The organism is Lysinibacillus sp. JNUCC-52, from assembly GCF_015999545.1.
In the GTDB taxonomy this organism is placed as follows: Bacteria; Bacillota; Bacilli; order Bacillales_A; family Planococcaceae; genus Lysinibacillus.
In genome coordinates this window covers 2,346,459-2,358,722 of record NZ_CP065546.1, presented here as the reverse complement: position 1 = coordinate 2,358,722, position 12,264 = coordinate 2,346,459, and the positions used below count along the sequence as shown (strand labels likewise).

The window sequence follows — 12,264 nt, the reverse complement described above, 5'->3', positions numbered from 1 at the left end:
TTATAGGGGTATTTTAGTGTGAAGGAGAAGAATTTCCTATGACGCATCCATTTCAGCCAATTGAAGAAGTAACACTTCAAGAGTTTGTGTTATTTATAAAAGTTCATCATAAACAAATTAAAGAGAATATGAATATTTATCTCAATCTAGAACCTGCTATAGGCGAAACAGAACGAAATAGAGTAGCTTTGCTATTAGATTCATTTTTACGTTTACTAACACATACAAACATTGATGAATTAAATGGAGATGATAAGTATTTTTTAAATACATGGCTACAATCACAATTATCCATTATTGATAGGAAGAGCTTTAATTTATTCCAATTAATATTTGAAAAATCATTGATTACGTTTATGATTCAACAAAAGAGTAGTCGAACGAATGCCGTCTTAATGTATGTATTATCATTATTTATTTCTCTAGTACAGCTTTACAATGACTGTGAGGGAGAACGCGAAAGTAAGATGCCTATTGAAAATCAGGGATTAAGACATTTACAGTTATTAGATAAGCTCGATCAATTGCTTATCAGTTCCTCAGGCTATCAGGATTTAGCCTATATTTTAAAAAAATGTGAAGAATATTTTAGCTATAAAAGATGCGTATTTTATGCATATGTCCCATGGTCCAATCAATTTTATGGTGTTATTGGTGCAGAGCTTCCTAAAGTGCAAAGTATGAAAGGGGAGCTAACGGGAGAAAACACTATACTTAGTTCAAGAAAACCAATTTATTTAAAAAGCCCAAAAAATTACGTCAAGGAAGAGCATATCCAATTGTTTGGATTATCCTCAATTATCTTTATTCCGATTATTGGACAGGATCAGTTATTCGGCTGGCTAACATTTGATCAGCTAGGCGAGGAATTTGATTGTACAAAGGAAGAATTAACGCTTCTTGAGGAAGTAGGAAAGCGTTTAGGCTTATTTTTATCACGTAAGGGTGAAAAGGTAGAAAAAAATACTGAACTTCATTTAACAGAAAGGGAGTCGATGATACTCGGCTTGCTTGCTGAAGGATATGATAATAAAAAAATAGCCAGTTTATTATTTTTAAGTGAGCATACGGTCAGGGATTATGTAAGTAGTCTAATGACAAAGCTCAAAGCAAAGAATCGAACACAGGTCGTTGCTTCATCTTTTCGTTTAGGGCTGTTAAGTTAACAATAAATGCGCTTCTACTATAGGAGTGCATTTTTTGTTATTTGCATACCTATTAATGTTCAGTTAATTTTCTGATAATAATTATTATTGAAAATATAGTGATAAGAATAGGGGAGTATTGTCTAGAAGTGTTGTTTTAACGAAAAAGAAATATAGTAGTAAAACAATTTTTACGAATATTACAAGTGAAAGCATTTAAGCTTACACGATTGTAATGAAATTGAAAGCCAATACGATAGAGTGTAATACATTATTTTGCGAGAATGTGTATAGAAGCAAGAACAAGAAGCGGAGGAATACACAATGAATGAAAAATTAGAAGGCGTATATGAGGAATTTAACCGTTATATATACCATTTATGTTTGAAACTTACTCGCAACAATGTTGAAGCAGAGGATCTAATGCAAGAAGTTTGGGTAAAAGTTGTACGCTATGAAGATAGCGTTGCCGAAGTTGAACATATTAAAGCTTGGCTTACAACCATTACAATGAATACATTTAGAGATCGCTATCGAAAAAAAGTACGACGCAGTAAGTATATGATGAACCAACCTGAAACATTAGACGTACCGATTTTAGATTTGGTTCCCAATAATGATATTTCTACAGAAGAAAAAATTGAAAAAGAGATTGTGACGAAGCTAGTACAGGACAAAATGGGTCAATTAGATACAATTTATCGTAAAACTTTATGGTATTTCTACATAGACCAATATTCACTTGCTGAAATTTCTACTATTATGAAAGTATCTATCGGTACAGTGAAATCTCGTTTATTCCGTGCGAAAGCGCGTTTAAAAGAAATGTTAATGGCTGATGTGTCAATCGTCGAGGCTGTGCTGCCAGCGTAATCAAAATATTGGTCGCACAACTATAACTACTTAGACGGAAGTATTCGTTCGGCCAATCCAAAAAAGGATGCACTGCAAAGAAAATTTGCGATGCGTCCTTTTTCGTGTTTTTACACAAAGATGAAATTTAATCTTGCCGATGTGTATCAACAGATAGTAAGCATTTAGCGAAAATATCACGTAACGTTTGCACCTCTTCTGCTGAGAGCATGCCAAACATATTGTTAATAATTTCGCTAACCTGTTGACGGGATTCTTTAAGTATTTCTTCACCATCAGTAGTAATAACTAATTGTGAGGCTCTACGATCAGTAGCATGCTGCGTTTTTTCAATAAAACCAGCATTAATTAGCTTGGTCGTTAATACCGTGACGCCACCAGTTGTTACCTTTAAGCGCTCTGCTATTGCAGAAGGGCGCTTTGGTCCCTCCTGCGATAAGTAGTCTAAAATTAAAATATGGGATTTTGAAAAGCCGAGTGCATTATGATTATTCCACTCGTTTGCCCATTTACGCTCGATAGAAAAGACAACTTCAAACAATGAGGTAATGGCTTTTTGTTTTTCTTGATCCATATAAGGTCATCTCCAAAACTGTTTTAACTTTCTTGTGCCAATCTAGTCATCGCATTTAATTCGTAAGCACGTACTTTACGTGGAATAAAACGACGGATGTCCATCTCATTGTACCCAACTTGAATACGTTTTTCATCTATAAGGATAGGACTACGCAACATTCTAGGATGTGCTTGAATAATTGCGTACAGCTCTTGAATAGAAAGCTGATCAATATCAATATTTAAATTTTTAAAGTCATTTGAGTTTGTTGCAATAATTTCATCTGTACCATCTTCAGTCATGCTTAAAATTTCTTTAAATTCTGCAAGTGTAAGAGGATGTGATGTAATACGTTTTTCTTTATATTCGATGTTGTGATCTTTTAACCATTTTAGTGCTTTTCTGGATGAAGAACAGCTCGCTTGTGAGTAGATAGTAACTGTCATTCTTCATTCCCCGCTTTCTTTGTTGGATTATATTATATGAATAGCTTATTAGTAAGTTAAATAGGTTATACATATATCTTACTAGTAAGCTATATATAAATCAATAGTTTATTTAAAAACTTTTTAGAGAACATAATATTTTTAATCTATACTAAATATACGCTGGGAAGAGCGAAAAGTTTCATTAAATAAGCTTACAATGATGTAAGTTTGGGAGATTTTAAAAATAGGGCGTGCCAGTCACCCAAACAATTCTGAATTTGGGCAGTAAGATATTTTTTCAACTAAAAAAAATCCACGAAGCCTCCTGCGGGAACAGCACAAAATGTAAGCCGCAACAGACGCGCGATAGCGACGGTTGCGGCTTACGATGTGCCCGCGGAAAGCGAAGTGGATTTTTACGTTTTAGAAGGACATTTTCTTTAGCTTTGTTGCCCAGTTGTGAACCAGTCTTGTACATCCCATACTTTTGTTACTAAGCCTTCATAGAAATCAGGTTCATGGCTAACGAGTACAATTGTGCCTTTAAATTCTTTCATAGCACGCTTTAACTCTTCCTTTGCATCAACATCTAAGTGGTTTGTCGGTTCGTCAAATAGTAACCAGTTTGCTTCTTCCATCATTAGCTTACATAAACGAACTTTGGCTTGCTCACCACCAGATAAAGAATTAAGTGGGCGCGTAATATGATCTGTTTTTAAACCTGCACGTGCCAATGCTGCGCGAACTTGTGCTTGCTCCATAGAAGGGAAGGCGTTCCATACATCATCAATAGGAGTGATTTTATCTGCCTTTACTTCTTGTTCGAAATAAGAAGGAGCTAAATAATCACCACGAATTACCGTACCACCTAGCGGATTGATTTTTCCAAGCATCGTTTTAAGTAATGTCGATTTACCAACACCATTCATGCCGACTAAGGCAATTTTTTCACCGCGTTCAATCATAAATGATAGAGGTGGTAGTAGTGGTTTATCTTTATCGTAGCCGATGACTAAATTCTCTGCTTCCACAACGTAACGACTTGGTGTACGTGCTTCTTTAAACCCAAATTCAGGTTTCACTGCTGTTTCAGGACGGTCAATACGTTCTAATCGATCAAGCTGTTTCGCACGAGATTTTGCACGACCAGTTGTAGAGTAGCGTGCTTTATTTTTTGCTATGAAGTCTTCTTGTTTTTTTATAAATTCTTGTTGCTTTTCATATGCATCAATATGCTGGCGTTTATTGATTTCAGCAAGCTCTAAAAACTTTTCGTACGTAGCTGTATAGCGAGTTAGCTTTGAAAACTCTAATTGGAAAATAACATCAACAGTCTCATTCATAAATTCCGTATCGTGGGAAATTAATAAGAATGCATGTGGATAATTTTTTAAATAGTTTTTCAACCATGTAATATGCTCTTCATCGAGATAGTTCGTTGGCTCATCAAGTAATAATACTTTTGGCTTCTCTAGTAATAGCTTTGCCAGTAAAACTTTCGTACGTTGACCACCTGAAAGGGCAGCAACATCACGCTCAAGTCCAATTGCATCAAGACCTAGACCACGTGCAACCTCTTCAATTTTCATATCAAGTGAATAGAAATCGCCAGCATCAAGAGCATCCTGAACTTCAGCCATTTGTTCTAGTAAAACTTCTAATTCTTCAGGTGTAGCCTCAGCCATTTTCCCTGTAATTTCATTTAGCTCTTCTTCTTTTTTATATAGTGGGAGGAAGGCATCGCGTAATGCATCGCGCATAGTGCGTCCAGCTGTAAGCGCAGTATGCTGGTCTAAATAGCCATAATGTGTTCCAGGTAGCCATTCAACTTTTCCCTCATCGTGAATTGTTTGTCCTGTAATGATTCCCATAAGAGTAGATTTACCAACGCCGTTTGCGCCGACAAGGCCGATATGATCGCCCTCTACTAAACGGAAAGAAACATCTTTAAAAAGAGTACGGTCACCGAAAGAATGACCTAATTTTTCAACTGTTAATATTGCCATATATGTTGTTCCTCCAAAATAATTCGATTAGGTCTTGTTTAAATAGATGAATCGCAGTGCGCCTGTTATAACCTAAACAGTTGGCACGATGCGACATTATTATAGCTCTGCTAGTTGTTTATTTAATTCTGCTAGCTGTGCTTCCATGTTAGCAAGGCGTTGCTCAGCCTTTGCAACTTGGTCGTTATGGCCAGTAGATTCAAGTTTTTCGATATCACCTTGTAAATTCATATAATCCATTTTTAATTCTTTAATTTGATATTCAATATCGCTTTTTGATGGCATGATCGTTAGCTCCTTTATTAGTTTATTTTTATTAAGAAAGCGTGTAAAAGCGATGAGGGTTTGTCATCCCCCACCGCTCAATTGTTAAAATTAATCGGGTACTGATGCGTTGAGATTCCTCAAAAAATTCTAGCCTACTTTGTAATGAATACATTCAGCAAGATGCAGGGGAATAGTGAAAGTGAAAAATTCTAATATATTGTATCATATCCACCTTAAAAGAATCACTAAGTTGAAGCGATATTATGTCGATCATAAGCAAAATCAAGTAATAAAGATTCCAGCGTATTGTTATTGCTAGCAAGATTAAGCTGGCGCTGTTTTTTAACAGCACGTTCACTGCGCGCCTCATGTAATAAAAACTCCATTACAGCATTTTGTATTTGTGATTGTTTCATCTTACGCCCTAGGCCGAGATGTATAAAGCCATTATGCTCGCGAGGGAATGCATGCAAAAGCTCGTTTTCTGTTTGTGCGAGCGTAATACATGGCACGCCATAGGAAGCAATCTTATATGGTGTGTAGTTAGCATTGCAAATAATGACATCCGCTTTGGGTAATAATTTTAGGAGTGCGTCTTTATCACGCAAAATGGCAGTATTACGACGACTTAATACCATCATTTGTAAGTCGTCAGTCGCATGTCGATAGCTTTCATCAATCATTACTGTAATTTGTAGTGGAATTTGTAGCTGAGTTAAGTGTCGAAGAGTACGATATGTTAAGTTATGCTCGTCCCCATCCTCGAAAGCAACAACAATATGGGGCGGGTTCTCTGGTGTTTTAAGATCAGGTAATTGTTCGGAATGCTGATAAGCTTCTGGTAATGCAAAGACGAAACTGCCACCGATATAATGGGATGGCATATAATCTTTAACTTCCTGATAGAGTGCTAGTAATACACAGTCACAGGCTTGGCCACCTTCACCAAAATCATCAAAATGAATAATAGTTTTACAAAATGGTCGTAAATTTTCCACTTGCCAGCTTTCAGAGTTCCGACCGTCCCTAACAATTAAATCAGGTTGTATCGCTTTTATTTGCTTAGGTAATTCATCGAAATGCTCGAATAGTATTGGTGAAAGATTGTGATTCATTAAAATTTGAATCCCATCATTGGAAGGGGTCTTTACGAATATAAAAACTTCCTCTTGTCCAAGCAACTTAGCTAATGTTGCAACTCGTTCAAAAGGATACAGCCCTTTATCAATACAGCTTTCAATTATGAAAACAATCGATTTTTTCGGTTTAATTGTTTGTGTTTCGTTTTGCAAATGTATCCCATCCTTTCATCTGTCTATTTAAATTATGGTGAAAATGGGGCAAGTATGTGTAAAAATTAACATTAGATAAATAATGTAAGAGATGAAACTTTAAAAATTAAGTTTGCTATACCGATGAATAATAGAGAGGACATGCAAAAAAGATGTTAGTACGCATATTGTAAATACATACAAAGAGCTCGTCCATTTAGAGCGAATATAAAATTTTCTCGAAGGGGGAGAATGAAATTGGGCATGCGTTCGGCAATTGTTGTAGGGGCTACTGGATTAACAGGTAGTTCACTAATAGAACAGTTATGTGAAAACGATGAATATGTTTCAGTAATCGTGATAGCACGACGAGAGCTACAATATAAGCACCCGAAGTTAGAGGTGAAAATTCGAAACTTCGATACATTAGAAGAAAAGGATATTGAGTTTGCGCATGAGCTATATTGCTGTTTAGGCACTACGATAAAAAAGGCAGGCGCACGTGAGGCGTTTGAAAAAGTCGATTTTGAATATCCACTAGCCATTGCCTCTTTGGCTAAAAAGCAAGGGATTCCGCATATGCTTGTCATCACTGCTATGGGTGCTAATGAGCAATCGCGTTTTTACTATAATCGTGTGAAGGGAAAGCTGGAGAATGCTTTAATAGAACTTGGTTTACAGCGTCTATCAATTATTCGTCCCTCTCTTTTGGTAGGACCGCGCGAGGAATTTCGGTTAGGTGAAAAGGTAGGAGAAAAGCTATTAAAGCTTGCTAACCCATTATTAATAGGACCATTAAAGCGTTCACGCGCTATTGAAGCCTCACAAGTTGCAAAAGCAATGATTGTCATTGCGTTACATGGAAAGAAACAATGGGTGACAATATATCCATCACAGGACTTAGCGAAAATGGATTTTCCGAATGTGACACAAGAAGACTTTACACGTGACGAGTTATTTAATTGGGGAAAACTTCAAGACACCACCGTATCTAATGAAGAGCACAAGGTCAATCGTGAGGTCATTATTAACCGAGATAAATTTAAAGTGGAAGAAACGGTTGTAGACGAAGATGTGACATTTAATAGGCATAATGAAAAATAGTTGTCTTTCTACTAACTATAGCATTCCGTCTAAAGACTGAATTTATTGTTTTGACTACTACAATTCTTCCCGAGCCACTTTTCATTTGTTACAATATTATTGTAGAAGATGAATGTGGAGGCAAAATGAATATGAAAATTTTACTCGTTGATGGCACAATGTTTGGGCGTAAAACTGGTGCTATTTTAGAGCAAGTAGAGCGTTATATTAAAGATTTCGATGCTAGTTTCGATTTAGAAATTATGCATTTTAGTGAATATAAGCATCAAATTGTCGATGGCTCACCATTGAATGACGATATGAAAAAAATGATCCAGAAATTTGAAGAAGCTGATGCGTATATTATTGCAACGCCGATTTTCCAAGCTTCGATTCCAGGCGTATTGAAAAATGCTTTTGATTTCTTACATCCGAAAACAATGCGCTATAAGCCAGTTTCTATCGTAGCGAATGGTGGCACATATCAGCACCATTTAGTAGTTGAAAATCAATTAAAGCCTATTTTAGACTACTTCCGTGCACTTGTAACACCAAACTATGTATATACGCATACATCACATTTTGATGCAAATAATGTAATTGTAGACGAGGATGTTCATAATCGTTTACGTGAAATGGCACGTGTTTTCGTTCAGTACTGTGAAATGAGCAAAACATTACCGAAAGAAACAATCGACCAACATTAAAGAGATGTCTTAATGTCGGTACCAATAAATATTGATCCCTTGTACAGTGGAAGGAAATCACTGTGCAGGGGATTTTTCTTTGCAAGATTCCTTTTGCGATATGATAAAATAATACTTTAGTGAATTCGGAAGGGAGGGCAGCTCATGCAGAACATCGCTTTACTAGAGAAACAACGCTGTAATTTAATTTTGACGAATAAGGCGAAGGAGGCGGTAGAGGAATGCTCAGCAAATGAGCATGCCTTTTTTGCGTTACAAAAAACAATTACCGTTTATATTGAAAAAAGAAAAGCGAAAACCATTGGTGAAACGTTTTTATCCATTTATTTTAATGCGGAGCACAACGAGAAGTTAGATAGTGTACTTGCAGGAAAAACAGCGATTATGGATTGTGTACTAAAAGTGGAAGGATTATTAGCAACTAATATTCGTTTTGTACATATGCGTGGTCCAATAAGTACGAATCGTCGCTTACCAGCTGCATTGCAATTTGTCACAAAACCTAATAATGGCGCAGGTATCCCACTTGATCTTCATTCAAAAATAAGAGAGCTACCGATTGCTGAAGAACGCACCGAATATGTGAAAAAACGTATTGCAAGTTGGGAAGGCTATTTAAAAATCCAAGAACGGGATGCAACAATTGATGATATTCATACGGAATTTAAACAAAGCTACTTTAATGAAGACTTTTCACGTTTAACACTAGTATGTCCTTATGTAAAAGCAAAGGAATGGAAGCAACTCGAAGGTTTAAGTGTTAGCATCCAAGGTGTACGTGGTGAAATCGGACAAGTATTAAAATCGAATGCTGGTAAGCAAACGGTTGAAATTGATTTAAAGCCTTTTGCACAGGATCAGGCTCGTAAAGATCAGTTAAACTTGCGCTCAAAGCAAGCGAGCTTTAGTAATTTTGCAACACTAAGCCAAATACGACGCTTGCGCAATGGCTTTACGAAGCTAGAAAAGGGCGAAGCAGTGAATGCTAGCTTAGAGACGATATTATTTGAGAAACGCCCAACCGTCCGCACGGCCAAGCTGCGCGATGATATTGCGTTTCATAATAATTTAAATGAATATCAACGGAAAGCGGTAATCGGTGCCCTATCTGTTGAAGATTTGTATGTGATTCAAGGACCTCCAGGGACAGGAAAAACAACGGTAATTTCAGAAATTTGTCAGCAAAATGTTAAGGCAGGCTTGAAAACACTCGTTGCATCACAGTCAAACTTAGCTGTTGATAATGCATTGGGCAGGCTTCTCTCCAATCAAGAAATACGAATTTTGCGCTATGGCCGTACAGAAAGTATTGAAGAAGAGGGTAAAAAATTCATTGAGGAAAATGTTGCCCTACATTGGCGTGAGCAAACATTAGCTGCTGTTGAAGAAGAAATTATTGCATTTGCTGAGCGTGAGCAAGAGCTACAAGTAAGTATTGTAAAAGCAGTGGATGAGAAACAAAAGCTGGAAACATGGCTTGAGGAGTTAACAAAGGAAATAGCTGCTAAGGAGCAGGCCGTAATTGATGAACCCATTTTACAAAAAGAGATTCAATCGCTAAAAAAGGATTTGAAAACGGCAAAAGCAGAAAAAGAATCTAGTGAAGAGCAAAAAGAGCATTTTGAAAAACAGCTAGCACAATTAGAGTCCGCTATACAATCGCATGAACAAATTTTATCTGAATATGATTCGCTTGAACAGCTTCAACAAACGATTCAAGACAGCACCCATAATATAGAACAGTGGCAAGCGGCTATTCAATATAAAGAATTACTTGCAGAAAAGCAAGAGCTGACATCACAGTATCAAGATATTCAATTAAAATATGAACAAGAAAATAAGCGCTTGCTTTTAATGAAGGAAGGCCAACAATATATTGGTACGTTAACGTCTTTTGAACGTATTCAACGCTTTTTACAGCATTATCACATCCGTCCGACGCACATACTAGCTCAACAAATTGGACGATTAGAGCATTTAGAAGATGCGAAAGATTTAGAAGCATGGGCAACAATTAATTCCCGATTACAAAAAGCAATTGCAAAGCTTGAAGCACTGTTATCGTCAGAGGAGAAAGAGCGAGCGTTAGCTAAAAGTCGTCAACAGCCAGTACAGTCGTTCTCGCTACAAAATTTAACAGGTGTATTTGCGCAGCTAAATGAGTCGTTTCAAGAAGGGCAAACACCAACGAATGAACAATTGGAGAGCTATTTACTAGGGCTCTATATGCGGCGTGATTTTGTTTGGCAAAAAGGTATGGCGCTTCGACAACAACAGGACCATAAAGATCGTGAATTTGAGTCACTACGTAAAAACATTAGTAGTTTAATACATCAAGAATGTGCTATTACAAGCTTCGATGTTCAAAGTTTACAGCGGCAATTACAGCCATTTATTACACATACCGAACGTCTACAGCAACTCGCTGATACATTCAAAGCTGATGTGATGCCAGAGGAATCAGTGGAGCAGCTAAAAATGCTAGTATCTACTACACAATCCGCTCTACAAATAGCACGCCAACAGTTGCAGTCCGTTGAGCAAGCTAATACACAGCTTGCACCTAAGAAAGCGGCACAACAAACAGCACAGGCTAGCTTACATGAGGTGGAAGAACAGCTAGTGCAATTAGAAGAAAAAATTAAGTCTATAAATGTAGAAGGACTAAAAAAGGAAAAACAACTTACTGCGTTAACAGCATTGTTACAATCTACGCCAGAGCGCACATATGAGGAAGTAAAGGATGCTATTCAAGTGACAAATGAAAGCTTAGAAGAGCTACATCGTAAAGAACAGCAGCTACCTCTACGAAAAAAATTACAAGAGCAATGGCGTGATAAGCTACAAAACGCAACCGAATATGATTTAGACGAAATTCGCAAATTATATGTGCGTCATGCCAATGTGATCGGAACAACATGTGTTGCTTCTGCAAGTAAGGAATTTATGGAAAACTATCCGACCTTTGATGTAGTTATTATCGATGAAGTATCTAAGGCGACACCTCCAGAGCTTTTATTACCAATGCTAAAGGGCAAGAAAGTTATTTTAGTTGGTGACCATCATCAGCTACCTCCACTTCTTGGTGATGATACGCTGGAGGAAACATTGAAGGGGATGTTAGAAGAAAATCCAAACTTTGATGGCGCGCAAGAGTTAAAAAGCTTGCTGCGTGAATCGTTATTCGAGCGCTTATTTAATAACCTACCGTCAACACATAAGCAAATGCTTGCATTGCAGTACCGTATGCATGAAAAAATCATGCACAGTATTACACCGTTTTACGCTAAGGAAGAGAACGGTTTGCAATGCGGTTTACCTGACTCTGATGCAGCACGTGACCACGGCTTAGAGGGACAATTCGTTAATCGAGATGACCATTTATTATGGATTGATATGCCAACTGAAAAACCATTTTTAGAGGAACAGGTGAAAGGTGGTACAAGTCGTTATAATGAGGGAGAATTACAAACTATTCGCCGAATTTTAACAGATTTAAACGCCTCTGTTATGGAAGCGAAAAAGGCAGGGCGCATACCACAGAATGTACAAAAAAGTGTAGGCGTTATTAGCTTCTATGGTGAGCAAGTGAAGAAAATTAATCGTCTACTTCAACAGGAATTACAGCTACCCCATCTGCAGTTTAGAACAGGAACAGTCGATAAGTTCCAGGGGATGGAGATGGATGTCATATTAGTTAGTATGGTACGTAATACACCAAAGGGAGGGGACATAGGCTTTGCGAAAGATTATCGCAGGTTAAATGTTGCGTTATCTCGTGCGCGTGAATTGTTAATGCTTGTTGGCAGTGCAGAGATGTTTGCAAAACGAGCTAAACACCAGGATACACGTGACATGTACAGCAACCTTTTAACGACAGTGAAATCCTACAACGGTTTACGTAACCATGAAGGACAGGTGATGTAGG

The 12,264-nt window shown here is 37.3% G+C and carries 10 protein-coding genes; 5 read left to right on the top strand and 5 right to left on the bottom strand.

The features are described 5' to 3' along the window. Positions 1–38: 38 nt before the first annotated feature. Both JNUCC52_RS11695 and JNUCC52_RS11690 read left to right on the top strand, forming a co-directional pair. Positions 39–1,166, top strand: a complete 1,128-nt coding sequence (locus tag JNUCC52_RS11695; RefSeq protein WP_337980014.1) for a LuxR C-terminal-related transcriptional regulator — start codon at positions 39–41, stop codon at positions 1,164–1,166. Between the two features lie 303 nt (positions 1,167–1,469). Further along, positions 1,470–2,018 (top strand): RNA polymerase sigma factor, encoded by a 549-nt coding sequence (locus JNUCC52_RS11690; RefSeq protein ID WP_139859863.1) that lies wholly within the window; start codon positions 1,470–1,472, stop codon positions 2,016–2,018. Positions 2,019–2,145: 127 nt separating this feature from the next. Here JNUCC52_RS11690 and JNUCC52_RS11685 read toward each other — a convergent pair whose 3' ends face one another. The 5 genes from JNUCC52_RS11685 to JNUCC52_RS11665 form a co-directional block, all read right to left on the bottom strand. Next, positions 2,146–2,592: a MarR family winged helix-turn-helix transcriptional regulator gene (locus tag JNUCC52_RS11685; protein ID WP_139859862.1), complete on the bottom strand. Its 447-nt coding sequence runs from the start codon at positions 2,590–2,592 to the stop codon at positions 2,146–2,148. A gap of 23 nt (positions 2,593–2,615) precedes the next feature. Further along, entirely contained in the window at positions 2,616–3,020 is a 405-nt protein-coding gene (gene spx / locus JNUCC52_RS11680) for a transcriptional regulator Spx (protein ID WP_036117523.1), read from the bottom strand. 422 nt (positions 3,021–3,442) lie between these two features. After that, the gene (locus tag JNUCC52_RS11675) at positions 3,443–5,008 is read right to left on the bottom strand and encodes an ABC-F family ATP-binding cassette domain-containing protein (protein ID WP_173478724.1); all 1,566 of its coding nucleotides are present in this window, start codon (positions 5,006–5,008) and stop codon (positions 3,443–3,445) included. Positions 5,009–5,107: 99 nt separating this feature from the next. Further along, entirely contained in the window at positions 5,108–5,293 is a 186-nt protein-coding gene (locus JNUCC52_RS11670; RefSeq protein WP_173478723.1) for an SE1832 family protein, read from the bottom strand. Between the two features lie 227 nt (positions 5,294–5,520). Beyond that, on the bottom strand, positions 5,521–6,567 hold the full coding sequence (locus JNUCC52_RS11665; protein WP_173478722.1) for a PseG/SpsG family protein: 1,047 nt from the start codon (positions 6,565–6,567) through the stop codon (positions 5,521–5,523). A 231-nt stretch (positions 6,568–6,798) separates the two neighbouring features. On the opposite strand from JNUCC52_RS11665, the gene JNUCC52_RS11660 reads away from it, so the two are divergent. From JNUCC52_RS11660 to JNUCC52_RS11650, 3 genes are all read left to right on the top strand, one after another. Then, positions 6,799–7,650 carry an oxidoreductase gene (locus tag JNUCC52_RS11660; RefSeq protein ID WP_337980013.1) on the top strand — a complete coding sequence of 284 codons (852 nt, stop codon included), beginning with the start codon at positions 6,799–6,801 and terminating at the stop codon, positions 7,648–7,650. Between the two features lie 131 nt (positions 7,651–7,781). Beyond that, positions 7,782–8,336: an NADPH-dependent FMN reductase gene (locus JNUCC52_RS11655; RefSeq protein ID WP_337982217.1), complete on the top strand. Its 555-nt coding sequence runs from the start codon at positions 7,782–7,784 to the stop codon at positions 8,334–8,336. A gap of 144 nt (positions 8,337–8,480) precedes the next feature. After that, complete coding sequence (locus JNUCC52_RS11650; protein ID WP_337980012.1) at positions 8,481–12,263, top strand: DEAD/DEAH box helicase; 3,783 nt, start codon at positions 8,481–8,483, stop codon at positions 12,261–12,263. Position 12,264 lies beyond the last annotated feature (1 nt).

What these genes read in the sequence shown, in the direction of transcription:
- JNUCC52_RS11695 (WP_337980014.1), top strand. Translation starts at nt 39, where the DNA reads ATGACGCATCCATTTCAGCCAATTGAAGAAGTAACACTTCAAGAGTTT.
- JNUCC52_RS11690 (WP_139859863.1), top strand. Translation starts at nt 1,470, where the DNA reads ATGAATGAAAAATTAGAAGGCGTATATGAGGAATTTAACCGTTATATA.
- JNUCC52_RS11685 (WP_139859862.1), bottom strand. Translation starts at nt 2,592, where the DNA reads ATGGATCAAGAAAAACAAAAAGCCATTACCTCATTGTTTGAAGTTGTC.
- spx (WP_036117523.1), bottom strand. Translation starts at nt 3,020, where the DNA reads ATGACAGTTACTATCTACTCACAAGCGAGCTGTTCTTCATCCAGAAAA.
- JNUCC52_RS11675 (WP_173478724.1), bottom strand. Translation starts at nt 5,008, where the DNA reads ATGGCAATATTAACAGTTGAAAAATTAGGTCATTCTTTCGGTGACCGT.
- JNUCC52_RS11670 (WP_173478723.1), bottom strand. Translation starts at nt 5,293, where the DNA reads ATGCCATCAAAAAGCGATATTGAATATCAAATTAAAGAATTAAAAATG.
- JNUCC52_RS11660 (WP_337980013.1), top strand. Translation starts at nt 6,799, where the DNA reads ATGAAATTGGGCATGCGTTCGGCAATTGTTGTAGGGGCTACTGGATTA.
- JNUCC52_RS11655 (WP_337982217.1), top strand. Translation starts at nt 7,782, where the DNA reads ATGAAAATTTTACTCGTTGATGGCACAATGTTTGGGCGTAAAACTGGT.
- JNUCC52_RS11650 (WP_337980012.1), top strand. Translation starts at nt 8,481, where the DNA reads ATGCAGAACATCGCTTTACTAGAGAAACAACGCTGTAATTTAATTTTG.